At 39.6% G+C, this 24539-nt stretch carries 26 protein-coding genes and 1 pseudogene; 20 read left to right on the forward strand and 7 right to left on the reverse strand.

What is annotated here, in order from left to right; translation table 11 throughout:
- The first annotated feature begins 13 nt into the window (after positions 1-13).
- The 15 genes from ACN6OV_RS01380 (at position 14) to ACN6OV_RS01450 (ending at position 11348) form a co-directional block, all read left to right on the forward strand.
- Complete coding sequence (locus tag ACN6OV_RS01380; RefSeq protein ID WP_427948994.1) at positions 14-589, forward strand: DUF4126 domain-containing protein; 576 nt, start codon at positions 14-16, stop codon at positions 587-589.
- A 150-nt stretch (positions 590-739) separates the two neighbouring features.
- Complete coding sequence (locus ACN6OV_RS01385; protein WP_427948996.1) at positions 740-946, forward strand: hypothetical protein; 207 nt, start codon at positions 740-742, stop codon at positions 944-946.
- A gap of 384 nt (positions 947-1330) precedes the next feature.
- Positions 1331-1573 carry a DUF6868 family protein gene (locus tag ACN6OV_RS01390; RefSeq protein WP_427948998.1) on the forward strand — a complete coding sequence of 81 codons (243 nt, stop codon included), beginning with the start codon at positions 1331-1333 and terminating at the stop codon, positions 1571-1573.
- Between the two features lie 114 nt (positions 1574-1687).
- Positions 1688-2392, forward strand: a complete 705-nt coding sequence (locus tag ACN6OV_RS01395) for a DUF1003 domain-containing protein (RefSeq protein ID WP_427949000.1) — start codon at positions 1688-1690, stop codon at positions 2390-2392.
- 1146 nt (positions 2393-3538) lie between these two features.
- Positions 3539-3994, forward strand: a complete 456-nt coding sequence (locus ACN6OV_RS01400; RefSeq protein WP_427949002.1) for a hypothetical protein — start codon at positions 3539-3541, stop codon at positions 3992-3994.
- Between the two features lie 88 nt (positions 3995-4082).
- Positions 4083-4748, forward strand: coding sequence for an RluA family pseudouridine synthase (locus ACN6OV_RS01405; RefSeq protein WP_427949004.1), 666 nt, complete (start codon positions 4083-4085; stop codon positions 4746-4748).
- A gap of 410 nt (positions 4749-5158) precedes the next feature.
- The gene (locus ACN6OV_RS01410) at positions 5159-6094 is read left to right on the forward strand and encodes a DUF4041 domain-containing protein (RefSeq protein ID WP_427949005.1); all 936 of its coding nucleotides are present in this window, start codon (positions 5159-5161) and stop codon (positions 6092-6094) included.
- A gap of 141 nt (positions 6095-6235) precedes the next feature.
- Positions 6236-6619 carry a ribonuclease E inhibitor RraB gene (locus ACN6OV_RS01415; RefSeq protein ID WP_427949007.1) on the forward strand — a complete coding sequence of 128 codons (384 nt, stop codon included), beginning with the start codon at positions 6236-6238 and terminating at the stop codon, positions 6617-6619.
- Between the two features lie 331 nt (positions 6620-6950).
- A complete protein-coding gene (locus ACN6OV_RS01420; protein ID WP_427949009.1) occupies positions 6951-7397 on the forward strand; it encodes an SRPBCC family protein in 447 nt (148 codons plus the stop codon).
- Between the two features lie 38 nt (positions 7398-7435).
- Positions 7436-7795, forward strand: a complete 360-nt coding sequence (locus ACN6OV_RS01425) for a DUF488 domain-containing protein (RefSeq protein ID WP_427949010.1) — start codon at positions 7436-7438, stop codon at positions 7793-7795.
- 159 nt (positions 7796-7954) lie between these two features.
- The gene (locus tag ACN6OV_RS01430) at positions 7955-8296 is read left to right on the forward strand and encodes a zinc ribbon domain-containing protein YjdM (RefSeq protein ID WP_427949012.1); all 342 of its coding nucleotides are present in this window, start codon (positions 7955-7957) and stop codon (positions 8294-8296) included.
- Between the two features lie 211 nt (positions 8297-8507).
- Positions 8508-8900: a 5-carboxymethyl-2-hydroxymuconate Delta-isomerase gene (locus ACN6OV_RS01435; RefSeq protein WP_427949014.1), complete on the forward strand. Its 393-nt coding sequence runs from the start codon at positions 8508-8510 to the stop codon at positions 8898-8900.
- A 242-nt stretch (positions 8901-9142) separates the two neighbouring features.
- Positions 9143-9478 carry a YegP family protein gene (locus ACN6OV_RS01440; RefSeq protein WP_427949016.1) on the forward strand — a complete coding sequence of 112 codons (336 nt, stop codon included), beginning with the start codon at positions 9143-9145 and terminating at the stop codon, positions 9476-9478.
- 148 nt (positions 9479-9626) lie between these two features.
- The gene (locus ACN6OV_RS01445) at positions 9627-10079 is read left to right on the forward strand and encodes a YybH family protein (RefSeq protein ID WP_427949018.1); all 453 of its coding nucleotides are present in this window, start codon (positions 9627-9629) and stop codon (positions 10077-10079) included.
- A gap of 216 nt (positions 10080-10295) precedes the next feature.
- Positions 10296-11348, forward strand: coding sequence for a DUF1176 domain-containing protein (locus ACN6OV_RS01450; RefSeq protein WP_427949020.1), 1053 nt, complete (start codon positions 10296-10298; stop codon positions 11346-11348).
- A gap of 79 nt (positions 11349-11427) precedes the next feature.
- Here the strand turns inward: ACN6OV_RS01450 and ACN6OV_RS01455 are convergent, their stop codons facing one another.
- On the reverse strand, positions 11428-12195 hold the full coding sequence (locus tag ACN6OV_RS01455; RefSeq protein WP_427949022.1) for a hydroxymethylpyrimidine/phosphomethylpyrimidine kinase: 768 nt from the start codon (positions 12193-12195) through the stop codon (positions 11428-11430).
- Positions 12196-12293: 98 nt separating this feature from the next.
- Between ACN6OV_RS01455 and ACN6OV_RS01460 the strand changes: the two genes are divergently transcribed.
- From ACN6OV_RS01460 to ACN6OV_RS01470, 3 genes and pseudogenes are all read left to right on the forward strand, one after another.
- On the forward strand, positions 12294-12971 hold the full coding sequence (locus tag ACN6OV_RS01460) for an HAD-IA family hydrolase (protein WP_427949024.1): 678 nt from the start codon (positions 12294-12296) through the stop codon (positions 12969-12971).
- Positions 12972-13254: 283 nt separating this feature from the next.
- Positions 13255-13836 (forward strand): annotated as a pseudogene (locus tag ACN6OV_RS01465) (low temperature requirement protein A); the annotation flags it as partial.
- Positions 13837-14103: 267 nt separating this feature from the next.
- On the forward strand, positions 14104-14517 hold the full coding sequence (locus ACN6OV_RS01470; protein ID WP_427949026.1) for a TM2 domain-containing protein: 414 nt from the start codon (positions 14104-14106) through the stop codon (positions 14515-14517).
- 40 nt (positions 14518-14557) lie between these two features.
- Here the strand turns inward: ACN6OV_RS01470 and ACN6OV_RS01475 are convergent, their stop codons facing one another.
- The 5 genes from ACN6OV_RS01475 to ACN6OV_RS01495 form a co-directional block, all read right to left on the reverse strand.
- Entirely contained in the window at positions 14558-15157 is a 600-nt protein-coding gene (locus tag ACN6OV_RS01475) for a DUF805 domain-containing protein (RefSeq protein WP_427949027.1), read from the reverse strand.
- A gap of 64 nt (positions 15158-15221) precedes the next feature.
- On the reverse strand, positions 15222-15830 hold the full coding sequence (locus ACN6OV_RS01480; protein WP_427949029.1) for a DUF805 domain-containing protein: 609 nt from the start codon (positions 15828-15830) through the stop codon (positions 15222-15224).
- 168 nt (positions 15831-15998) lie between these two features.
- Positions 15999-17282, reverse strand: a complete 1284-nt coding sequence (locus ACN6OV_RS01485) for a ribonucleotide-diphosphate reductase subunit beta (protein ID WP_427949031.1) — start codon at positions 17280-17282, stop codon at positions 15999-16001.
- A 142-nt stretch (positions 17283-17424) separates the two neighbouring features.
- On the reverse strand, positions 17425-17556 hold the full coding sequence (locus tag ACN6OV_RS01490; protein WP_427949032.1) for a hypothetical protein: 132 nt from the start codon (positions 17554-17556) through the stop codon (positions 17425-17427).
- A gap of 141 nt (positions 17557-17697) precedes the next feature.
- Entirely contained in the window at positions 17698-20529 is a 2832-nt protein-coding gene (locus ACN6OV_RS01495; RefSeq protein ID WP_427949034.1) for a ribonucleoside-diphosphate reductase subunit alpha, read from the reverse strand.
- A gap of 589 nt (positions 20530-21118) precedes the next feature.
- Between ACN6OV_RS01495 and bfmR the strand changes: the two genes are divergently transcribed.
- Together bfmR and bfmS are read left to right on the forward strand one after the other, a co-directional pair.
- Positions 21119-21835, forward strand: coding sequence for a response regulator transcription factor BfmR (bfmR, locus tag ACN6OV_RS01500; RefSeq protein ID WP_427949036.1), 717 nt, complete (start codon positions 21119-21121; stop codon positions 21833-21835).
- A gap of 45 nt (positions 21836-21880) precedes the next feature.
- The gene (gene bfmS, locus ACN6OV_RS01505) at positions 21881-23539 is read left to right on the forward strand and encodes a sensor histidine kinase BfmS (RefSeq protein ID WP_427949038.1); all 1659 of its coding nucleotides are present in this window, start codon (positions 21881-21883) and stop codon (positions 23537-23539) included.
- 91 nt (positions 23540-23630) lie between these two features.
- Here the strand turns inward: bfmS and ACN6OV_RS01510 are convergent, their stop codons facing one another.
- Entirely contained in the window at positions 23631-23987 is a 357-nt protein-coding gene (locus ACN6OV_RS01510; RefSeq protein ID WP_427949040.1) for a hypothetical protein, read from the reverse strand.
- Positions 23988-24539 lie beyond the last annotated feature (552 nt).

Consider the following 24539-nt stretch of genomic DNA (forward strand, 5'->3'; position numbering starts at 1 on the left):
CGCGGAGATCAGCATGGAAACAATATTAGGTTTATGTATTGGTATTGGCTTAAGTGCGGCCAGTGGTTTTCGTGTGTTTGTTCCTTTATTGGTTATGAGTGCGGCTTCACTTCTCGGTTGGTTTGAACCAATGAAAGGCTTTGAATGGCTTTCCATGCCAGCAGTATGCATTGGCTTAGCCATCGCAACGATATGTGAAATCGGCGCATACTATATTCCTTGGGTCGATAACGCACTCGACACCATTTCCACGCCCGCAGCAATGGTAGCAGGCACAATTGCGACTATGGCCGTCAGCAGTGGGGAAATGTCGCAGTTTGCTAGTTGGGCAGCAGCCATTATTGTCGGTGGTGGGACTGCAACAGCCGTACAAATGAGTACCGTTGCTGCACGTGGTGTTTCAACGGCAACTACTGGTGGCATTGCCAATCCTGTACTTTCAACCGGTGAGTGGATTAGTGCTGCCGTCCTTTCTGTTTTGGCATTTTTAGCTCCAGTATTTGTGGTGATCTTAGTCTTGAGCATCGTGATTTGGCTTGTACGTCGCATTCGTCAGAAAAAAACAATGCATGTCGATACACCACTTTAAGAATATTTAAAACAAGAAAAAAATTCAAAAATGATTGATTTTCAACCTCTAAAGGCATAATTTTAATAGGTGATTAATAATCACATAATTTTTTTATGGATTTAACTAGCACCTTGAACTTTATAAAAAATATTCTTAGAGGAACTATACATGATTAAATTTATTGTGGATGAAAATGAACACAGCAATGGTTCACACCTAATACACAATGGCAGCCGTGGTTGTGAAGATATGCCAGTATTTGATGACCAAATTTTGATTGGTTACTTTGCCAATTATGAACTTGCTTATAAACGTGCACGGATGAATTGGCCGAGAGAAAAAGTCGTGGCTTGTCGTAAATGCTGCGAGCCTTGAAATGACTTATGTCATTCGTGGAATTTAAATTTTGCTGTTTCAAAATAATCTCATTCAAAAAATAAACTGAGTAAAGCTCTACCTGCGGGTGGAGTTTTTTAGTATTGAGCGCTAAGTTGGATAATTTTGACTATTGATGTTGACACCCAAACCAGTATCAATTTTTTAACCCATAAAAAACTTGATCGTGAAAACCTGAATAAAGATTTAGATAACGATCATGCAAATTTTAAAGAGACATAGGGGCCGTGTGAATGTCGCTGCTATTTATCTATCAACAATCAAAGACTTTGATACCTTGGATTGTTCAAAATGGTAAAAATTAATCTGAACTTCAGCTCAAAGGCATAAACTAGAAGTTAAGATCCTTCTTGGAGCAGCGTTATGAATATGATGCAGTTGAGCGATTTTTTGCTATATAGCCTATTGATTAACTACGGCATACTCATCATTTGGTTTGTGGTTTTCGTCTTTGCCAAAGACTGGATGAAAAGGCTGCATGGACAATGGTTTAAGCTGAGTGATCAACAGTTTGACGCTGTGCATTATGGCGGGATGGCAGTTTATAAAATCGGTGTCTTGCTGTTCAATCTTGTACCGTTTATTGCCTTGAAAATGCTGAGTTAATATAAGCCAAACGTGTATGAAATGCTGAGATAAATTTAAAGACCAGATCTTTACACAAAAAAATGATCTACATCACTAGGCTCAGAATAATGGATTAAATGGGAGCAGGCTGGAATGAATGGAAAAACAGAATGCCATGCGTGTTTGGTGTGCAAAAAACATTATCCCCTGAAAAATTTAATTCCACTGGGGACTGTACGTAAAGTTATTACCGAAGCTATTGCTCAGGACTATCCAGACTGGAATGTAAAGGACTATATCTGCCAGTCCGATCTGACCAAATATCGGATGCAATATGTGCAGTCCATTTTGAGCTCGGAACAGGGTGAGGTATCGAGCTTAGAATATGAAGTGCTGCACAGTATGCAGCAGCATGAGTTGATCAGTAAAAATGTAGAAGATCAGCTAGACCAACAGTGGAGCTTTGGCGAACGGTTGGCCGATAAAATTGCTACCTTTGGCGGTAGCTGGGCCTTTCTTATTTGCTTCACTTTATTTTTAGTCATGTGGATTTTAGTGAATACCATCGTGATGGTGAAACAACCTGCCGATCCTTATCCGTTTATTTTACTCAACTTGATCCTCTCATGTCTTGCGGCAATACAAGCACCGATTATTATGATGAGTCAGAACCGTCAGGAGGCTAAAGATCGGATGCGTTCGGAAAATGATTATCAGGTCAATTTAAAAGCTGAACTGGAAATTCGTCATTTGCATGAAAAAATGGACCATTTACTTATGCACCAATGGGACAGACTGGCCAAGATTCAGGAAATTCAGCTGGATTTGTTGTCTGAAATGAGTAAAAAGAAACAATAGTATTTTTAGGTTCAAAACTTAGTTAGATGATTTACTATTTTGAAGAAAATATTCCTTTTAAAGTGGATTAAAATGCAATAAAAATAGTAAAAAATTGGATGAAAGGGAAAAAATACTTGGTTTTTAAAGCCAAACGAAAAATATTCCTTAAATTAGTGAAAATTGCCGAATCTTCGGAAATTAATCCCTGAATGTATTGGCTACTATAAATCTCAAGGGTGTGATAGAGATTGAAAAGAGTAGCATGCTGTCAGTGGTGCAAAACACGCGTACAGTACTCACCCAAAAGGTCTCGATTCAGCTTAGGACGCTATAAACCAGAAGTTTATAGGCTATAAGATCATGACTTACAAAGTGATGATAGTTGAAGTAAACAATATTGTTTTCTCTTATACCACCCTAAAAAATTCGATAATGATAAATACTTAAAATCCACTGTATTCAAAAATAAAGCATAAAAATTTAAACAACACTCAACCGCTCCTAAACCTAAATCGAAAACTTCTTTAATCCTCCAATTTTCTATATCAATTTCTTCAGTCCACTCTGAAAAAATGCTCGCATCTTTTCAGCTTATTTTATGCAAAAAGCAGTGAGGAGGAATTAGTGAAATCACAGCATACTGCTAATAAAAAATTCCATATATACGCCATAGTTGATGAATAAAAATGGATTCATTGAGGTAAATGGGAAAAAATATTCACATATTAATTATTTATGAAAAATATTTTTATAAATGGGTGAAATTAACTGAATTGGGGAAAACAATCCCTCAGCGACATGACTATTATATCTCTCAAGGGTGTTACAGAGATTGAAAAGAGTAGCATGCTGTCAGTGGTGCAAAACACGTGTACAGTACTCACCCAAAAGGTCTCGATTCAGCTTAGGACGCTATAAACCAGAAGTTTATAGGCTATAAGATCATGACTTACAAAGTGATGATAGTTGAAGTAAACAATATTGTTTTCTCTTTCACCCTAAAAGATTTTCAAGAATAAAATTTAATAAAAATTCATTCACTAAAAACCAAGCGAATCAAAAAACAGCATTTCCTCTCATTAAAACTGATCCACGATTTTATTTTCTAATAACGTTCAACTTGTTATGTGACGACTAATATTTAACGTGTAGGTAATTGTTTTTATGCGCTATATCGATCAATTAATTCAATATTGTGAGCAAGCCAAACGTACTCAACCTGAGTGTATATTTCAATTTTCCACCTTTGAACAGGTTCAGCCAAATGCACATTATATTTATGTGATTGAACAAGTCGGTGGCGATATACAGCGTAGTTTTGCAGATTTTTCGGCATTTAAGGCAAAGAAAACGCATGCCTGCGCCAAACTGAATCAACCGAGTTCGATTTTATATGTGGGTTCATCGCGTACAGGTGTTGGAAGCCGTTTGAAACAACACTTTGGTTTTGGTCCAAAATCGACCTATGCTTTGCATTTGAATCAATGGTTTCAAGGGGAATATCAAATCACTTTAAGACAATATCCATCGACGACTACACCGCAAGTTTTACAGTTACTAGAAGATGATTTAGCGCAAAGCTTAAAACCTGCATTTGGTAAGCTGGGTGCAAATCATTAATACCTCGTGTTTAAGCTTAAACGTGAAGATTGACAGCAAACCATGCTGTTGTTATGTTGCCGACTTTCTCTCGTGATGCTGTCTGTTCATGCCTTTAGATCCCCATTTTGTCTATGCACCACCTCAAGGTCCACTTCAAATTTTGTATGAAGATGCAGACTTGGTGGTGATTGAAAAACCTGCGGAACTCTTGTCAGTCCCGGGACGTTTACCTGAACATTTCGACAGTGCTTATTTTCGTGTGTTGGAAAAATATCCTGAAGCCAAGATCACCCATCGTTTAGATATGGCCACTTCAGGAATTTTGATGTTTGCCAAACATCGTGATGCTGAAGTTGCAGTCAGTAAAATGTTTCAAGCGCGCACGGTGCAGAAAAAATATGTGGCTTTGGTACAAGGCAAGCTTGAAGGTGAGGGCAGTATCGAAGTGCCATTAATTACCGATTGGGAAAATCGCCCTCGGCAAATGGTACATTTTGAATTGGGTAAACCCTCAAAAACGCTATATCGCGCGGTCAGTTATGATCCAGAGCATGATATTACCCGTGTTGAACTAACGCCTATTACTGGACGTTCGCATCAATTACGTGTGCATATGATGCATATCGGTCATCCCATTACGGGCGATCAACTGTATCACCCCAATGCAAAACAGAGTGCTTTAGGGCGCATGGCACTGCATGCTTGTGATTTAGCCTTTACTCAGCCCTTGAGTCAACAAACGATTCATATTCACTGTACACCTGAATTTTAATCATTTAGGTCGCATCTATTTATCAACATAAAACATGATGAATAATAATGAAGATTAAAATCCCCTGTTTGGGGGATAGGATCGATTGATCATCTCATTTATAAATGTTGTATTAGATTGGGATAATTATAATCATAAAAATATTATTGAATGTTTAAGTGCATTTATCATCTTCATTTAATTTTATGTTGTTTATTTTGCTTTGAAATTTTTTGTCTATTTGTTTAGTTAGGTTTAATAAAAAATAATATCTTGTTTGGTTTTTTACCTTTGCTTTTGGTCGGAAATGATTATTTTATTTAAATAAATTTGATAATATGGATACATGTTGTTTAGTTTTTAACTTTTATAATTTTTAGTTTTAATTAAAGAAGCTGTTCATTATAAAAGCCTAAATTGGGGGAGTGCATATGTTAAATATTACGTTGATCTGCCTTATCGTTATATTGGTTGTGGTGTTATCTATTTTAGTTCATCGTAAGTCTAAACATGATCAAAATTATCGCTCACTGCAAGAAAACTTAGACCGTGCGCGAGTCAAGCTTGCAGAGACTGAGGCACAGCAAGATGATCTGAATTTTGAAATTAGTCAATTGCGTATTCAAAATAGCGGGCTGAAAGTTCAAATCGATAAAGTGAAGAAATACCAAGATATTGTCGATATTGAACAATATGTTGAGCATCGTACTTTACAGGCCAATGGCTTGCTTGAAGTGACTAAAATTAATGCAGATATCATGTTGCAAGATTTGAAGGCTCAGATTGCACAAGTTCGTCAGTATTTACAGCACTTTCAACAACAGGTAGAACAGCAGACTCAGGAAAATGCACGCACAGAATTAAAAGGGCTGTATAACCAAGTGATCGGTCAACATCAACTCGAACAAACTTCTCAAGCCTTACAGCATAAAATTCAAGGTTATAAAGACAAATTCTTTTTGTCTATCCCAAGTTTGCTGGATCAATTGATTGAGGGTTTTGATGAGCATGCTGCGGCACAAAGTTTGTTGGCGATCCGTTGCAAAATGATTGATGTTATTGAGCAACAGGCAACAGCTACCTGTAATTATGTTGATGAAGACCGTCGTCGTGCCTCAATCCAGTTGTTTACCTTGGTTTTTAATAGTCGTGCAGATTTATATTTGGCTCAATTGACCTTAGATAACTTGGGCGAATTGATCCAAGCTTTAAAAGATGACTTTATTTTGCTGAATATGCATGGGGCACATTTTAGTCAGGCTCAACTTTTTGAAAGCTATCGCGATTTACGTTTGGAAGAACTAAAAATGGCGGCGATCTTGCTACAATTAAAACAAAACAGCAGTGTCATGAGGACTGCAGTCTAAACAATGATACTTGAAGTAAAAAGGGCCATGCATTCAATGGTCTTTTTATGCTGAAAAATTCATTTTAATGCTGCAAATTGCCACAATTATCCGTTAATCTATCCAAACAGAATAAAATTGATGAACCATAAGGAAAGCAGCATGTCGCGTGATTTTAAACAGTTTCCCGATGATGATAACGGTAATGTGCTTTGGCAAATGCAGGAAGACGGAGACGATCTAACTGTACCGCATGAAATTGAATATTCAATTGCATTTTCGACTCAAGAGCTTGCAGAACAATGTGCTTTATATTTATTGAAAGAAGAGCAAAAAATTTCACTGTTCCAAGATGAAGAATCCGACCGTGTGGAATGGATTATTACCATTTATGTCTATATGGAACCGGACTATGAAGACGTTGTTGATTTAGAGCAATGGTTTATCAAAATTGCCGAACAACATTCTGGTGAATATGATGGTTGGGGTTGCATGGCCTATATCTATGAAGATGATGATTTGGATGATGAAGAACAATTAAGCTAATGCTTTGAATGACTTAATTCATACCTTAAAAATAAACCCAGTTGTGATACTGGGTTTATTTTTAAGGTCGGTACAAATTACACTTTATGCCGTTGGGTTGTATTTCCTTGATCGGCTTTCAATTTATAAATATTTGATAATCATAAAAATAGAATATTCGGTAGTACACAAATTTAAACAGGCTTTAATCATGCTGAAATAGGATTTATTTCCAAATTTGGCTATTATTTAATCATTGTGTGTTTAAGTTATCTGTTTAGTGAAGGAGTTCGCTATAAGCGGCTCAACGATGTATTTCATATTCCAAAACAATTAAAAAGGAATAAATCTAATGAGCAATACAGTTCGCTTGCATCGCGTTTTTAGCGCGCCACCAGAACGGGTATTTCGGGCATTTGTCGAGCCCGATGCCTTAGTCAAATGGATGGCGCCCCATGGTTTTACCGCCCATGTTGAACATTCAGATGTTCGTTCAGGCGGTTCATATCGTATGTCATTTAAAAATTTTTCCACAGGTATGCAGCATTCATTTCATGGGGATTATCATGAAGTGGTTGAGAATAAATTACTACGCTATACCGATCAGTTTGATGTACCAGAACTGGCTGGTGAAATTGAAGTCACAGTTGAATTGAAAGAAGTTTCAGTTGGAACTGAAGTCACGATTGTTCAAGCTGGATTACCCAGTGTGATTCCTGTCGATGCCTGCTATTTAGGTTGGCAAGAGTCTTTGCAATTATTGTCTTTTTTAGTCAATCCAGATATTCCGGATGAATAGAAATTGATAATAAGCCCTGTGATGGAGGACAATAAAAGATGTCTATTCAAATTAAAAGAATTTATGACGATATAACAAGTAGCGATGGTACTCGTGTTCTAGTTGATCGCTTATGGCCACGCGGTGTGAGTAAGGCTTCGGCGCATTTAGACCTGTGGCCAAAAGAGCTCACGCCATCCACTGAGCTGCGCCGTTGGTATCATCAAGATGCAGCGATGGATGAGCGTTGGACTGAGTTTAAGCGACGCTATTTACAAGAGTTAAAAACGCATCAGGATGGTTTGGAGGAATTACGTCAGTTAGCACAAGATGAAGAATTAACCTTGCTCACAGCAGCAAAAAATATGAAGCAAAATCATGCGCATATCTTGAAAGCTGTCTTAAGTGAGAAAAAGTAAAACTTTAAGATTTGTTATCATCCCTACATTTTGAATATTGTTAACGCTAAATAGTAAAAACCTTATTTAAAATAAGGTTTTCAGCTCATAACATCAGGATCAATGTTATATTAGGATCTTTATGGCATTTATGCGCCATTTATTTTTTTGAGGTCTTTTATGTCTTTACCAAATTGTCCCCAATGTAACTCAGAATATACTTATAACGATGGTGATTTACTGATTTGTCCTGAATGTTCACATGAATGGCGTGAGGGTGAACTCGCGGCAGAAGAACAGGTTGTGATTAAGGATGCCCATGGCAATGTATTGGCCGATGGCGATACCGTAACTGTGGTTAAGGATTTGAAAATTAAAGGTTCATCTTCAGTCGTGAAGGTTGGAACCAAAGTGAAAAATATTCGACTTTTGCTTGATGCCGCTGATGGACATGATATTGATTGTAAAATCGATGGCGTTGGTGCTATGAAATTAAAATCTGAATATGTGAAAAAAGTTTAATCTGAATTAGACTTTTTTAATGCAATGATTGAGATCTACCTAAACACGGCGCTGCTTGGTTTAGGTAGGTTTTTAGATTGAGTTTATTTTGAGGCTAGGTCAATTTTAGTTTAAGTCGATTTAAAAATAAGAAGAAGCTTTAAGGTAAAATAGAGTCTTTTGCTTGCTCAAGGCATAATATAAAAATACTTTTTCAAATGGTCTTTTAACCATGCCTCATATTCATGTGGAATATTCAGATAATCTTGAAATTCAAGCACGACCATTACTTAAAGCGTTGAACAGTGCTTTATTTGCAACGGGATATATAAACTCCATCCATGACATTAAAAGCCGAGCAGTTATACAACATGAGTTTGTGGTTGGTTTGGATGATCAATCAACCCAAGCCTATGTGCATACGAAAGTTTCATTGCTGACCGGACGCAGTATTGAAGTTCAAAAACAGATCTCCACAGTTTTACTGCAAGTATTACAGCAATATGTAAAAAGTACTGTAGATTTACAGCTGTGTGTTGAAATACAAGAAATGAACAAGCAAACCTATTCTAAGGTGTTCGTGAGCACAAAAAACCATAATGATGTAGATATGTCTGTGCAATAACCACAGTGAATTGAAATTAAGATAAACAACCAGCACCGTCCGGTTTTTTTGTTGACAGCATTTTATTTGTTTTATTCAAAATAATTTCTTAATTATTTTACTTGTAATTTTGTGTCGTGATTAAAAATGCTATTGAAAAATGTGACGTGGTTCATTTATATTCGAGCAATCGGGATGATTTTTAAACAATAAATCCTGATGAAAAATAAGAGCTAAAAACAACGATTAATAAGGGGATACGCATGGCAGGTTGGTACGAAATGAGTCAATCAAATGATCAGCAATACCGTTTTGTGCTAAAAGCGGGAAATGGCGAAATTATTTTAACCAGTGAGCTTTATAAGGCCAAAGCCTCTGCACAGAATGGAATTGAATCTGTGCAAAAAAATAGTGTGGATGATCGTCGTTTTGAACGGTTGACGGCCAAAAATGGCAAGCCATATTTTAATTTGAAAGCGGCCAATCATCAGATTATTGGAATCAGCCAATTTTATGGCTCTGAGCAATCGCGCGACAAAGGTATTGAGTCGGTGAAAAGTAATGGGTCGAGTACGCAAATTAAAGACTTAACCAGTTAAAGATTTAGCCAACTAAAAATGACACAACTAAAGAGACCAATAAGACAGTTGGCACGGTGTGGATTGGCATTTGCAACGTATGGGGGAAGAGTTCTGTGTCGGGATGAAATATTTTTGAATGATATAGGTGCTTGAAAAGGTGGCAAAGATGCAGAGCAAAATCAAGATTTTTGGGGATCAGCAAGCAGGGGAAGAAATACAACAGTTTTTAGCACGTTGGGATGAGGTGATTTGTCAGTTAAATATTCAAAATATTGCTGAACTTTGTGCAGCTGATGTGTGTTTTTTTGATGTCAGTTGTGAAATGCAAAGCTTGATGGCCTATCAAAAAATGTGGGAACGTTATCAGAATTATTTTCGGGAAGGGTTAAAAGTGTATCGCCGTGATTTGGTCATACATGCTGATTCAACCTTGGCCTTTGTGCACTGTTATTCAAAGATTGATAATCTGAATGGAATTGCAACGCCAAGCATCACATGGTGTCGTACAACGATTGCATTACGTAAAATCCAATCACAATGGAAAATTGTGCATCAACACATTTCTGTCCCTGTTGATGTGGTAACTCATCGTAGTAAGCCGCTGACATTTTCTTGCTGATGTCTCAGTTGATAAAAAGAACTGGCAATTGATAAAAAACACTGGCTATGCATGTAATACAAGCCAGCAATGTTGAAAATAGTAAATTTAAGAAATGAAAAAAAATCTATCAACCTGATGGTTTTTTAGCATAAAAATAGATGGACCATTTGAGGTTGGAGTTTCCTGTTCAACAGATTTAAGATGGAGTAAAGATCATGTTTAAGGGCCAAGGACGTGAAAAATAAGCAAGTCATCTGGCAGATCTTATTCGGCCTTACTGCTGTTTCTTCGAGTATTTCGAGCCATGCTCAGATTCAGGGTAACTACTTTGCCCATAAAGACTGGGAAATTGCTTGTGATAATACCGGAACCTGTCGAGCTGCGGGCTATCAGTCAGATGAAGCCCATCATGCGATTTCAGTGTTGTTACAACGTGCCGCAGGTGCAGAGACACAGGTCAATGCACGGGTCAAAGTTGATCATGAGGGTGATGGTGCTGAATTAACACAACTGCAATTGCTGATTGCAGGGCAAAATCAGGGCATGGTTAAAATTGATCCAAAAACGGCTGAAGGACAGTTAAGTCACCTGCAAACACAAAAATTGATTCAGGCATTGCAAGGGACGCAGCCGATTATCTGGACGTTAAAAAATAAACAATGGAAACTTTCAGTTCAGGGTGCGAGTGCGATATTGTTAAGGATGGATGATTTTCAAAAACGTATAGACACCGATTCCGCATTGGTCAGGAAAACCACCGCTTCATCTGATCAAGTCTTGAAAGCAAAAACTATCCCAAAGATGAATATTAAAAATTACATCAAGGGTATGCAAAATCGGCATGCAATTCAGTCACCGACAACTCAGCAATTATTCTCTCAGCTTAAAAAGCAAACCAAAACTGAAGACTGCCCACAACTATTTGATGGAAACTTTTTAGCCGACGATCGTGTCATTGTGTTTCCCTTAAATCGCCAGAATGTGCTGGTCGAAGTGCCGTGTTGGCGTGGGGCATATAATGAGGGCCATGGCTATTGGGTTATGGATCGAAGTTTAAAACAGATCAAACAAACTGTAACCTTTACTGGCAGTAGTTTTAGTGAAGGACAGATTTTCTCAAACCAACGCGGTCGCGGTATTGGGGATTGCTTAAGTGTTGAGGAATGGGCGTGGAACGGAAAAGGTTTTATCAAAACCTATAAAGCACAAACGATTTTATGCAAAGGTTTCGCAGGTGGTGCTTGGGATTTGCCGACTTTGCTGTATCGGGTGCAACCTGAGTCTTAAATTTAAATATTTAATACAACGACAACGATAAAAAGCCCTGATGAGGATCAGGGCTTTTTATTTAAGGATCTTAAGCGCTTTAGAAACGTTTTGGAATTTTTTGTCCGCCTTCCACAGGGGAGTCGGCAACTTTTAACACACCAAATAACCAAGCTTCTGCATGATGTACAGCAGTTTTTAACTCTTCGCCCAAGGCTAAACGACCAGCAATAAAGCTGGCTAAAGAACAACCTGAACCATGATATTCACCAGCCAAGCGTGGGCAGCGACTCTTGGAAACCAACTCACCCTTCACGTAGAGTGCATTTTGAATATAGTCGGGTGTATCTTCATGACCGCCTTTGACTAAAACTGCTTGTGCACCCATTTCAAAAAGTTTTGCGGTGGCTTTTTCAAGATCATCTTCGCCAGCGAGCGCACGAAGCTCAACGGTGTTTGGGGTTAACACGGTTGCCAAGGGAATCAATTGAGTAAAGGCTTTAACTAAGGTGGCTTGATCTCCCAAAGAACCGCCACTATTTGCAACTAATACAGGATCAAGCACATAGGCATATTCAGGGTGTTCCTCTAAAAACTCAGCCAATGCTGCAATATTTTCTATCGTACCCAACATACCCGATTTGACACAGCGAATTGGTAAATCACCGACCACTGCATGAGCTTGGGCGAGTAGCACTTTACGTGAAGTTGCGCTAAAACCAAAGACTTGCTGCGAGTTCTGAATGGTCAGCGCTGTGCAAGCAATGGCGGCATGCGCACCACTTTGACCAATGGCTTCAATATCGGCTTGAATCCCCGCACCACCTGATGGGTCGAGACCAGAAAAGCAAAGTACAGTCGGGCGCACAATGATGTCCTTATTACACAGAATTTGCGATAGTATAGGCAACTTTTAACGAACACTCGATAGCATTTTTGCCGAAGTGAATGGATAAGGGGCAGTCTGTGATTAAGAATATATTGATCGACCTTGATGGCACATTAACCGACCCGAAAGTAGGGATTACCACTTCGGCACGTTATGGCTTGGCAAAAGTTGGTCATCCCATTTCAGAAGATATCAATATTGACTGGATTATTGGCCCACCACTAAAAGCATCGTTGGCGAAAATTTTAAATGTGGATGCGCATGATGTTTTGGCTGAGCAAGCGGTAATGGGCTATCGTGAACGTTTTGCGGTGACGGGGTTATTTGAAAATAAAGTCTATGCGGGAGTGGCAGAGACTTTAGAACAATTACAACAATTGGGTTTTAAACTGTTTGTCGCGACAGCAAAACCAACTGTGTATGCACGTCAAATTTTAGAACATTTTGACTTGGCGCAGTATTTTACCGTGATTTATGGCAGTGAGCTGAATGGCGAGCGCACCAATAAAGGCGACTTGATTGAATATATCTTGCAACAAGAGCAGCTAAGTGCAGACGAATGTGTGATGGTCGGTGACCGTGAATATGACATCTTGGGTGCACGTCGTCATGGTATTCAGGGGGTTGCTGTCAGTTATGGTTATGGCAGTGTTGAAGAATTGAAACATGCAGCTCCTGCACAAAAAATTGCAGCATTTCCTGATTTAATTGCCTGCATCGAAAGCTTTCAACGACCCAAAGTAGCATCTTCGTAAATACTGCATAGCATGACGGGGTACAGTCGTGCCCCAAGTGTATTGCAAATTTATTTCCTGAATAGGTTGATCGAAATTCTGTTCAGCCATATTGAAAATGTGAGCGAAATTTCCCAAATCCATTAATGAAACAGAGAGATCTGTTTGAGCGATGATTTGATCGTCATGGGTAAAGTTACATCGGTTGATCACTGATTTTCATCTAATAATTTTGTAAGCCTGCTTGTCACCGAGATATAGATTTGAAAAAATCGATGAAATAAAACAATAAAGCTGATTGAGCATGCCAAGTTCATTTTTATTCCCTCGTGAATGGCTCAAACCACTGTTGCCTCGTGATCCTCATGAAAAGCACCGCGTTGCCACTTCTTTAGAGCTTTTATTTGACTTGATTTTTGTGATTGCCATTGCGACAGCAGGGCAGCAATTACATCACGCTTTGATTCAGAATCATATTGCCCAAGGCCTAACTCTATATGGCATGGTGTTTTTTGCCTTGTGGTGGGCATGGATGAATTTTAGCTGGTTTGCTTCGGCCTATGATAATGATGATGCACTGTATCGAGTGTTGACCTTTGTACAGATTATTGGCTCATTGGTGATCACGGCGGGCATTCCAAGCGCATTTCAGCAGCAAGACTTTGATGTGATTATCATTGGTTATGCCATCATGCGTTTAGGTTTGGTCACCCAATGGTTTCGGGTCGCCAAAAATGATCTTGCGAGAAGGGCAACTGCACTGGGTTACGCCTTTGGCATTATTCTTGTGCAAAGTGGCTGGCTATTGTTTCATTTCACACCGATTCATTTCAGTATTTATCTGTTTATTTTGTTGGTCATTGCTGAACTTTGTGTGCCAGTTTATATCTCCTCCATGAACTGCATCATCAGCGTGAATTAAAAAAATTACTCTATCCGCTGACTGTGGTGATTGTGCTGTGTATTCCATTGGTCATAGCGCCTGCGGGTTATGCGATTTTTGCGATGGCTGTGGTGTATGCGCTGCGGTTGATATTTTCTAAATGCTATTTAGCACAATAAGTTAATGGTATGATTTGTCGAATATTTCGTTGCGTATATTCATACCGCAACGATATGTAAAAATATAAAAGTATTAAAGAAAGAGGGTAGGATGAAAGGGCAAATATTAGATTTTTCTGTACAAACAAATACAGGGGTGATCAGTGGGGATGATCAAAATCGTTACCAATTTTCTGGTGGTGATTGGAAAGGACAGAATGCACCTGCACGTGGACAGTTTGTCGATTTTGAAATTAAAGGAATAGGTCAAGCATCGAATATTTACTTGATATCAGTGCCTTCGGCTTTAGGTAATCAATATGGTCAAAAGAATCGTATTGTGGCTGCAATTTTGGCATTTTTCCTTGGTGGTTTTGGTATTCATAAGTTCTATTTAGGTCGTATAGGGTGGGGTATTGTCTACCTGTTATTTTGTTGGACCTTTATTCCTTCAATCGTGGCATTTATTGAATTCATTATTTACTTATGTACTTCTGATGAAGACTTTGCTCGTAAATATGGCTAATGGTATTGAGGCAAAAGAAAAGGCGCTTTTTGCGCCTTTTTTATTGTTGTAAGTCTCGAGCAGGTAGTCCCCATTGATTATTTTCGGCTTTGGTATCTGTTGCCCACCAAATAATAAGTGGAATGATGCCAATAATTGTAAAGATTAAAAGCTGCCACCAACCTGAACGTCCTGTATCATGCAGTCGGCGCGCACCAACAGCTAAACTTGGAATAAGTAAAATAATGCTAGAAATATTTTCTAACCAAGGTTCACTGCCAATGATTAAGTCGCAAACTGATGCCAGTATGCTGATCAATATACAAAATAGCCAAAAGAACCAGAACTCTTTACGTCGAGCACGTCCTTCAAACTCAGCAAAATTTTTAAGCGGTTTGAATGACCACGCAAAGAAGTCATAGTTTTCCTCTTCTTCATTGTAGTTCGCTCGTGTATTGCTTACAAAGCTCTGTTGTTGCAATGCGATATATACTTGTACCGCCTGCCCAGTTTCATCTAGAGCAAAGTCAACTTGATCGCCGCGTGCAGGTGGTCTTTGACCTCGCCATTCATGACCAGTAAATTGATAGTGCTTTTCATCTTCAGCACTAATCACCCCTGTATTAGTTTGAATCGAAAAATCTAGAATTTGTCCTTTCATATTTTTCCCGAGTTGATGTGCTGTTGATTAGCTGGCTACCTGAGAAGTAGCCACTATCTTTCAGTTATTTTGCAGGTTGTCCCCACTGATTTACTTCAGGTTTGGTTTCTGTCGTCAGCCAGATTAAAAAAAGAATAGGTCCAACAAGTGGAATTATTTGAATTAGCCAATACCAACCAGATCTATTAATGTCATGTAAACGACGGATTGCAACAGAAAGTGAAGGAACAATCATGGCCAAGATGAAAATACCTGTAAAGATTCCATTGGTTCCAAGTATTGAATCGATAATGATCGTAATAATCATTGTAATCAGATAGGTCAAGGTGAAAAACCAGTATTCTTTACGACGCGCACGACCAGTAAAGTTTGCATAATTTTTTAGACATTTTACAAACCAATCAATCATATTAAATTGTGATTCTGCTTGGTCTTGATTTGAGATTTTATCTAGTTGTTGTGAGAGGTTTTGTATAGGGGTTGCAGTACTTAGTGCAACATAAACCTCAGTAGCTTGTCCATCTTCATTAATGGAGAAATCAACTTTGTCACCACGCGCAGGCGGTTTTTGCCCACGCCATTCTGCACCAGTAAACTCATAACGGTTTTGATCATCGGCAGTGATAATACCTGAGTTGGTTTGAATTGAGTAATCTAAAATCTGGCCTTTCATTTTTACCTCTGTTATATGTGGTTTTTATAAAGTTGATGTATTTTTTAACTGTTTTATATTAACAGAATAGTATTAAAATTATACTAAAGGATATTCATAAGTTAATGTATTTCTATATAAAAAAGCGGAACATTTTAGTTTGTCCCGCTTTTTTACTGAAGTAATTTCTTACCAGCTCAATGCACCACCAGTTTGGTAGTCAGTTACGCGAGTTTCGAAGAAGTTCTTCTCTTTACGTAAGTCCATCATTTCTGACATCCACTGGAATGGGTTGTTCACACCAGCAAACTGTTCAGGTAAGCCCAATTGGCTTAAACGACGGTTACAGATGAATTTCAAATATTCTTCCATCATTGCTGCGTTCATACCCAACACACCGCGTGGCATAGTGTCACGAGCATATTCGATTTCAAGCATCGTACCTTCAAGAATCATATCAATGATTTCTTGTTGGAATTCGGCAGTCCATAAACCTGGGTTCTCGATCTTGATTTGGTTAATCATATCGATACCAAAGTTTAAGTGCATAGATTCATCACGTAGGATGTATTGGAATTGCTCAGCAACACCATTCATCTTATTACGACGACCCATTGACAAGATTTGACTGAAACCACAGTAGAAGAAAATCCCTTCAAGTACGCAGTAGAACGCGATCAGGTTGCGAAGCAAAATTTGGTCGTTTTCAGGTGTACCTGTTTTGAACGTAGGATCACTTAAAGACTGTGTATATTTCAGCCCCCAAGCCGCTTTACGTGCAACTGATGGAACTTCGCGGTACATGTTGAAGACTTCGCCTTCATCCATACCTAAAGATTCGATACAGTATTGGTACGCATGGGTGTGAATCGCTTCTTCAAATGCTTGACGTAAAATGTACTGACGGCATTCAGGGTTGGTAATATGACGATAAATCGCCAAGACCAAGTTGTTGGCAACCAATGAATCGGCAGTAGAGAAAAAGCCCAATGAGCGCATTACAATGGTACGTTCGTCTTCGGTTAAGCCATTTTCAGACTTCCAAAGCGCGATGTCATGGTTCATGTTGACTTCTTGTGGCATCCAGTGGTTAGCACAACCGTCTAGATATTTTTGCCAAGCCCATTCGTATTTAAATGGAACCAATTGGTTCAAGTCAGCACGGCAGTTGATCATCGCTTTATCATCAACTTGTACACGCTGAGCACCCATTTCAAGCTCTTCTAAGCCCGGAGCAACATCTAACGTTTCTAGAGCGTTAGATGCTCTTGCCAACGGATCGGTTGAATCTGTTGGTCGATTTGTATTGGTTCGAGCGGGTTGTGCAGCTGCCAAATTCGGCGATGAGTGCTGTGCATTAGATACCACTTGCGAATCAGTCGTTTTCTTCGGTTCGACGGGCGCAGGCTGGTCAGCTTGTGCAACTTGTTTCGGTTCATCATCTTCGAAATCGTCCCAACTTAGGATAGACATAACAATTCTCTCTTCGTTGCTTTATATCTTTTATAGACATCCAGTCACGCTGAGATGTCCTACTATACGCTCATTCTGTGTAAGCAAAATTAAGTTTTGTCGATCACTGCTCTAATCTTGTTCGATAGAGCAAATCTCCCCACTACTTATTTTGATTACGCTGCTGTTCGCGAATCTTGACCCAAGCGTAGGCAAGGGGCATGTACAAACAAATGATAAAGGAAACTACCAAGGCAATCAGACCTAACAAATAGTTATGTGTCATATGGAGCATGGGAGATTCCCTCTATTATTTTTTAATTCATTAATCCTCCCTAACCCTCCTGCTTTAGAAAAGGAGGGGACTCCAACTTTTGAAAGTTTGGAAGTCCCCCTTTGAAGAAGAGGGATTTAGGGGGATTTGAAACCTGTCAGCTTACTGACAAGCTTCACAATCTGGGTTGTCAATTGAACATGCTTGTGGCACTGGCGCTGCATTCGCAAAACCTTCTTCTTCCGCAGAAACGACAGGTTTCGCTTCTTGAGCTACGGCTGCAACAGGAGCCGCAGCAACAGTTGCAGGTTTAACTGCGTTCAATGCACCCGTATTAATGGTTGATTTTTCAGCAGAAGTCGCACCCAATGCACGTAGGTAGTAAGTGGTTTTTAGACCACGTAACCAGGCCATTTTGTAGGTCATGTCCAGTTTCTTACCATTTGCACCAGAGATGTAAAGGTTAAGTGACTGTGCTTGATCGATCCATTTTTGACGACGTGATGCAGCATCCACAATCCAACGTGGTTCAACTTCGAACGCAGTCGCGAAGATTGCTTTCAGCTCTTCAGGAATACGTGTAATTTTTTGCACTGAACCTTCAAAGTGTTTCAGGTCATTGACCATCACAGAGTCCCAAAGACCGCGATCTTTTAACGCACGTACTAGGTACGGGTTGATCACTGTGAATTCACCAGAAAGGTTAGATTTCACATACAAGTTTTGGAAAGTTGGTTCAATCGATTGAGATACGCCACAAATGTTCGAAATAGTTGCAGTTGGAGCAATCGCCATCACGTTAGAGTTACGCATACCGTCTTTTTGAACTTTAGTACGTAAAGTATCCCAGTCCAAACGCATTGTACGGTCAACTTCAAACATACGGTCTGGACGTGCTTTTTGTACGATGTCTAAAGAGTCGATTGGTAAGATGCCTTGATCCCACAATGAACCCTTAAAGGTTTCATACGTACCACGTTCCACTGCCAAATCGCTTGAAGTTGAAATCGCGTAGTAGCTGATCACTTCCATTGATTCGTCAGCAAATTCAACTGCAGCTTCAGAACCGTAAGCCAATTTCATTTCGTATAACGCATCTTGGAAGCCCATGATACCCATACCCACTGGACGGTGTTTCAAGTTCGAGTTACGTGCTTGAGGAACCGCGTAGTAGTTGATGTCAATCACGTTATCAAGCATACGAACCGCTGTTTTCACAGTACGTGCCAATTTTTCGCGATCTAACACACCACCTTGAACGTGTTGCACAAGGTTAATTGAACCTAAGTTACATACTGCGATTTCATCTTCATTAGTGTTCAGCGTAATTTCTGTACACAAGTTAGAAGAGTGAACTACACCAACGTGTTGTTGTGGTGAACGTAAGTTACATACGTCTTTGAATGTGATCCACGGGTGACCAGTTTCAAACAACATTGACAACATTTTGCGCCATAAGTCTTTCGCACGGACTTTCTTATGTAGCATGTTGGTTTCTTTTGCGATGCCTTCGTAGTAAGCATAGCGTTCAGCAAATTCTGCACCAGTTAAATCGTGAAGATCTGGCGTTTCAGAAGGGGTGAACAGTGTCCATTCTGCATCTTCAAATACACGTTGCATGAACAAATCAGGAACCCAGTTCGCTGTGTTCATGTCATGGGTACGACGACGGTCATCACCAGTGTTCTTACGAAGCTCTAAGAATTCTTCAATATCCAAGTGCCAAGTTTCGAGGTATGCACACACTGCACCTTTACGCTTACCACCTTGGTTGACTGCTACAGCCGTATCGTTAGCAACTTTCAGGAACGGTACAACACCTTGCGACTTACCATTCGTTCCTTTGATGTATGAGTTCAAGGCACGAACTGGTGTCCAGTCATTACCTAAACCACCTGCCCATTTAGACAACATTGCGTTATCACGCATTGCACCATAAATGTTGTATAGGTCATCGGCAATCGTGGTTAAGTAACAGCTAGATAACTGCGGACGTAAAGTCCCTGAGTTAAATAGAGTAGGCGTAGATGCCATGTAATCGAAGCTAGACAATAAGTTATAGAATTCGATTGCACGTTCTTCACGGTTTTCTTCGTTCAATGAAAGACCCATTGAAACGCGCATGAAGAATAATTGTGGTAATTCGAAACGTACGCCATCTGAGTGGATGAAGTAACGGTCAAATAAGGTTTGTAGACCTAAGTAAGTAAATTGGTTCGAGCGTTCAGGTTGAATCGCAGCCGCCAATTTTGCAAGGTCAAAGTTAAGCAGTTCTGGAGAAAGAAGATCGAGCTCGATACCTTTCTTCAAGAAAGTTTCTAAAGCGTCACCTTCGTTGGTGTCTGTAGGCAAGCCTAAGAACTCTAAACCGGTAGCAACCAGATTGTCACGAAGTAAACGTGCAGTCACATAAGTATAGTTAGGTTCTTGTTCAATACGGGTACGGGTCGCCATCATCATTGTTGTTGAGATGTCAGACTCTTTTACGCCGTTATACAAGTTTTTAACGGTCTCATCGATGATCGCTTGAACCTCGATGCCTTCTAAACCTTCAGCAGCTTTGGCAATGTTTGCTTCAAGTGCACCAAGATCAAGTGGCTTAAGCTGACCGTTAGCACCTGTTACTTGTAATGTTGGGTGGTGGTTTGCACCTGCTTGCTTACGCGCTTCAGCACGTTGTTCACGGTAAATTACATATGAACGTGCAACTTTTTGTTCGCCAGTACGCATTAGCGCAAGTTCGACCTGATCTTGAATTTCTTCAATGTGAATGGTTCCGCCAGACGGTAAACGACGGTTAAAAGTATTCAATACCATCTCAGTCAATTGAGAGATACGGTCATGAATACGGCTAGAGTCAGCACTTTGCTGGCCTTCAACTGCCAAAAATGCTTTACCAATTGCAACAGAGATTTTTTCTGCATCAAAAGGTGCAACATCACCGGTGCGTTTAATCACCTGAATTTGACCAGGGGTTGAATTCGTTACGCTCATGCTGGCATAGCTCCATTTTTCATCTATTTTTATGTTAGGACCGTTTGAACTGGGCAAAAAACATGCCACAGTGTTTGAGGGCTTAAACACAAGACCTAGTGGTTTAAAAATTAATTGGACACAAGATACGGGAAAAATCAGGGTAGATCAATATTGACATTTAGTTAAAAGTTTCGATCAATTTCGGCATCATCCATTGTAAAAAAATCCTTATTTTTTATCTTTGTTATATATGCCTTATCTGACAAGGGCATAGCATAGCAAAGTCGAAATAGAGTGCTTATAGATAACATTGTGGATAACTCGATAAAGTATAAAATCTTGTGACTTAAGCAGTCAGTTTTTGTCCGGTTGAAATGTATCCAAACTTTATTTTGTGGATAAAATGAGCAATGCCGCACGGAAATAATTAGTGAACAAATGCACAGAAATATGACAGGCTAAAATTTATTACAAAATACGATATTGATGTATCAGTTTCGTGAATGCCATCTTGTTTACAATGTAAACGTGTGTATATTGCAAATTATGTTTAAGCGTATCTATCGGATTTCAAATAGGATACGCCCAATCAAATAAGGGGCAGTCAATGAGCCAAGAAGAAAAGTTACCTAAAATTTTAATTGTTGAGGACGATGAACGTCTTGCACGTTTAACTCAAGAATATTTAATCCGTAACGGACTTGAAGTCGGCGTAGAGCCAGACGGTAATCGTGCGATTCGTCGTATTATTGCAGAACAACCCGACATGGTTCTATTAGATGTCATGCTGCCGGGTGCAGATGGCTTGACCATTTGCCGTGAAGTTCGTCCACACTACCATCAACCGATTCTAATGTTGACTGCGCGTACCGAAGACATGGACCAAGTATTGGGTCTGGAAATGGGTGCGGATGACTATGTGGCGAAACCTGTACAACCTCGCGTATTGCTCGCACGTATTCGTGCTTTATTGCGCCGTACAGATAAAGTGCCAGAAGATGAAGTGGCACAACGCATTGAATTTGATGATCTCGTTATCGACAATGGTGGTCGCTCTGTAACGCTAAATAATGAATTGGTGGATTTCACCAGTGCAGAATATGACCTTTTATGGTTATTGGCGTCGAATGCAGGTCGCATCCTTTCTCGTGAGGATATTTTTGAGCGTCTACGTGGGATTGAATACGATGGTCAGGACCGCTCAATTGATGTACGTATTTCACGTATTCGTCCAAAAATTGGTGATGATCCTGAAAATCCAAAACGTATTAAAACGGTACGTAGTAAAGGTTATTTATTTGTAAAAGAAACTAACGGCATTTAATGTAAAATGCCGTACCTTCGTTTGGTAATGTAGGACACTTCTTACGTGTTGAAACACAGTATATTTTTGCGCGTCTATGCCGGGCTACTGATCTTGGTTTTTTTGGTGGCAACATTTGGCTATTTATTGGTACAGATTATTAACTACCAACGCGCGCAAGAATATCGTGAGTCACTGACCGATGGGCTTGCCTTCATTATTAGTGAGGGGATTGCACGTCAGCCCAACGAACAACAAAAGTCAGATTGGGTGTCGGATGCATCGGATCTACTTGAGTTGCCGATCTATTATGTCAAAGCCAATCAGGTTGATTTAACCCGTGCAGAATCCAATCGTATTGAAGAGCGTAAAGCTGTGGTACGTTGGGATGCACAGACTTCGGCAGCTTATATTATTATTGGCTTAAAAGAAGACCCAGAACATCTGCTTTATATCAAGGCAGAGAATATCACTGAACGTCAAATGAAGGCGTTACCGGTTTTTATTCTGGATTATTTGGTCTATTACCCGGGTCAGGAAAAACAGTACCTCGAAAAGATTCAACACCATTTCTCTTATCCGATCTCAATTCAAAGTGTACAAAATTTACCGCTTGACTCTGAGCAGATCGGTCGTTTAAGGCTTGATCACAGCATTATTCTATATCGCGATAGTGCAACTGAGCGTGGTACCACAATTTCCATTGTCTCACCGATTCCAAGCTCAACTTCTGAAGTTTTAGTCATGGGGCCTGTGCCGCTGTTTAATTGGATGCCATTCCAGTTGGCGGCGGGGATTACCTTGCTCAGCTTATTTGTCTTAAGCCTTGGTGTATATGGTTTGTTGGTGCCGATGCAACGTAAATTGCGTGCGGTCAACTATGCGTTGAATAAAATGAAAGGTGGGGACTTATCTGTCCGTTTGCCGGTTGAAAGTACCGATGAATTTGGTACCTTGGCATCGAGCTATAACTCGATGTCGGATCATATTGAACGTTTGATTGAAGCACAGCGTGAATTGATGCGCGCAGTATCGCATGAACTGCGTACACCGGTAGCCCGTATACGCTTTGGTGTGGAAATGATGGCGGATGAAGATGACTATGATTACCGCCAGCAACAGGTGGATCAAATCGACAAAGATATTGAAGCGCTGAATACTTTGATTGACGAGATCATGACTTATGCCAAGCTGGAACAGGGCATGCCATCTTTAGAGTTTGAAGATGTTAGTCTCTTTGAAGTTTTAGATCAGGTGGTGATCGAAACTGAAGCCTTAAAAACTGGAAAAACCCTAGAACTGGATGCGCCGCCCGTCGGTGTTATTGTCGAAACAGAACGACGCTATCTGCATCGTGTGGTGCAAAACCTTGTGGGCAATGCGGTGCGCTACTGTGATGATCGGGTATTGATTAGTGGTGGATTGGATGAAGCCGGGATAGCTTATATCAGTGTGGAAGATGATGGGCCGGGTATTCCTGAAGAAGATCGTAAGCGAATTTTTGATGCCTTTGCGCGTTTGGATGACAGCCGTACGCGTGCATCGGGTGGTTATGGTTTAGGTCTTTCGATTGTGAGTCGAATTGCCTATTGGTTTGGTGGTACGATTTCGATTGATACCAGTCCAAAATTGGGTGGAGCACGTTTTACCATGACGTGGCCAGCAAAGCGATTTAAGAAGTCAAAACGTAAAGATGTGAGAGAGCAAAACGACCTTGATGGTTAATGCTTTTATAAACTTAGATGCTCAAATAAAAAAGCCATTCAATACTAAATGGCTTTTTTATGTCTGAATAAACAATGCGGTATGTGCTCGCTTATTCAGTAATTGAAGCATCCGGTTCGATGAAAGGTTTACCACTTTTTAATGCTGCAAGTGCATCTGCATTAAAGTCGATGAGTAGTGAATTGTTTTTGGCATCGACAGAATAATTGCTAATGAGTTTTTGGTCGCCATTTAAGGTTTCAAGCTTATATTCATCCGCAATATTCATAATGCCATTTAAATTGGTGGTCGCAGAAGCTAAATCATGGCGTAACAACTCATAGATATCACGCAAATCGAAAATGGCATTTTGTGCGTCTGGGTGCTTTTCTAAATAGGTGTGAATATGGTGAACCACCAGTTGCGCAGATAGGTAATAATCAGGTTTGTGCGTATATTCTAAAGTCATTATTGTCTCTCCTTTGTGCTTGCTTTTAGTCGTTTTCATTACAAATATCACACTCTTTAAAAGTGATGTCAAAGGGTTGCAAAAAAGTCACAAGATTGCCGAAGGTGGAGTGTCATGAAACTGAAAAAGTAATCAGCGAAGATGTTTGTTTTTAGGAAAATAGTGGATGAAATCGTAATGATATTCATCAGATTTTGATGTGAGAGGTATTCTGTAAATGAATGGCTGGGGCGTAAAAAGTACAGCTTAGAAACTGCATTGGATAATTAAGATAAGGAGTTTGGATGTAAAACTAATCAGTCATAATTTTCTTAAAAAACCGTATAAGTGTAAAAAATAATAAAAAACGATTAATTAATTCAAATAAACGATCAGTGCTAATTTTAAGGGAGCAACCCTAATTTAAATACTGAAACGATTAAAAAATCATCCTAAAGACCAATATCGATAAGCTAGCAACAAGCCTCCTCTATCGGGTACAATTGGCGGGATTAATTTTGTGTTTGGTGTATTTGAAGGCCAATACATACATTCTTTGTTAATAAATAGGCC

Source organism: Acinetobacter sp., from assembly GCF_050285345.1.
Classification (GTDB): domain Bacteria; phylum Pseudomonadota; class Gammaproteobacteria; order Pseudomonadales; family Moraxellaceae; genus Acinetobacter.

What these genes read in the sequence shown, in the direction of transcription:
- ACN6OV_RS01380 (WP_427948994.1), top strand. Translation starts at nt 14, where the DNA reads ATGGAAACAATATTAGGTTTATGTATTGGTATTGGCTTAAGTGCGGCC.
- ACN6OV_RS01385 (WP_427948996.1), top strand. Translation starts at nt 740, where the DNA reads ATGATTAAATTTATTGTGGATGAAAATGAACACAGCAATGGTTCACAC.
- ACN6OV_RS01390 (WP_427948998.1), top strand. Translation starts at nt 1,331, where the DNA reads ATGAATATGATGCAGTTGAGCGATTTTTTGCTATATAGCCTATTGATT.
- ACN6OV_RS01395 (WP_427949000.1), top strand. Translation starts at nt 1,688, where the DNA reads ATGAATGGAAAAACAGAATGCCATGCGTGTTTGGTGTGCAAAAAACAT.
- ACN6OV_RS01400 (WP_427949002.1), top strand. Translation starts at nt 3,539, where the DNA reads ATGCGCTATATCGATCAATTAATTCAATATTGTGAGCAAGCCAAACGT.
- ACN6OV_RS01405 (WP_427949004.1), top strand. Translation starts at nt 4,083, where the DNA reads ATGCCTTTAGATCCCCATTTTGTCTATGCACCACCTCAAGGTCCACTT.
- ACN6OV_RS01410 (WP_427949005.1), top strand. Translation starts at nt 5,159, where the DNA reads ATGTTAAATATTACGTTGATCTGCCTTATCGTTATATTGGTTGTGGTG.
- ACN6OV_RS01415 (WP_427949007.1), top strand. Translation starts at nt 6,236, where the DNA reads ATGTCGCGTGATTTTAAACAGTTTCCCGATGATGATAACGGTAATGTG.
- ACN6OV_RS01420 (WP_427949009.1), top strand. Translation starts at nt 6,951, where the DNA reads ATGAGCAATACAGTTCGCTTGCATCGCGTTTTTAGCGCGCCACCAGAA.
- ACN6OV_RS01425 (WP_427949010.1), top strand. Translation starts at nt 7,436, where the DNA reads ATGTCTATTCAAATTAAAAGAATTTATGACGATATAACAAGTAGCGAT.
- ACN6OV_RS01430 (WP_427949012.1), top strand. Translation starts at nt 7,955, where the DNA reads ATGTCTTTACCAAATTGTCCCCAATGTAACTCAGAATATACTTATAAC.
- ACN6OV_RS01435 (WP_427949014.1), top strand. Translation starts at nt 8,508, where the DNA reads ATGCCTCATATTCATGTGGAATATTCAGATAATCTTGAAATTCAAGCA.
- ACN6OV_RS01440 (WP_427949016.1), top strand. Translation starts at nt 9,143, where the DNA reads ATGGCAGGTTGGTACGAAATGAGTCAATCAAATGATCAGCAATACCGT.
- ACN6OV_RS01445 (WP_427949018.1), top strand. Translation starts at nt 9,627, where the DNA reads ATGCAGAGCAAAATCAAGATTTTTGGGGATCAGCAAGCAGGGGAAGAA.
- ACN6OV_RS01470 (WP_427949026.1), top strand. Translation starts at nt 14,104, where the DNA reads ATGAAAGGGCAAATATTAGATTTTTCTGTACAAACAAATACAGGGGTG.
- ACN6OV_RS01475 (WP_427949027.1), bottom strand. Translation starts at nt 15,157, where the DNA reads ATGAAAGGACAAATTCTAGATTTTTCGATTCAAACTAATACAGGGGTG.
- ACN6OV_RS01480 (WP_427949029.1), bottom strand. Translation starts at nt 15,830, where the DNA reads ATGAAAGGCCAGATTTTAGATTACTCAATTCAAACCAACTCAGGTATT.
- ACN6OV_RS01485 (WP_427949031.1), bottom strand. Translation starts at nt 17,282, where the DNA reads ATGTCTATCCTAAGTTGGGACGATTTCGAAGATGATGAACCGAAACAA.
- ACN6OV_RS01490 (WP_427949032.1), bottom strand. Translation starts at nt 17,556, where the DNA reads ATGCTCCATATGACACATAACTATTTGTTAGGTCTGATTGCCTTGGTA.
- ACN6OV_RS01495 (WP_427949034.1), bottom strand. Translation starts at nt 20,529, where the DNA reads ATGAGCGTAACGAATTCAACCCCTGGTCAAATTCAGGTGATTAAACGC.
- bfmR (WP_427949036.1), top strand. Translation starts at nt 21,119, where the DNA reads ATGAGCCAAGAAGAAAAGTTACCTAAAATTTTAATTGTTGAGGACGAT.
- ACN6OV_RS01510 (WP_427949040.1), bottom strand. Translation starts at nt 23,987, where the DNA reads ATGACTTTAGAATATACGCACAAACCTGATTATTACCTATCTGCGCAA.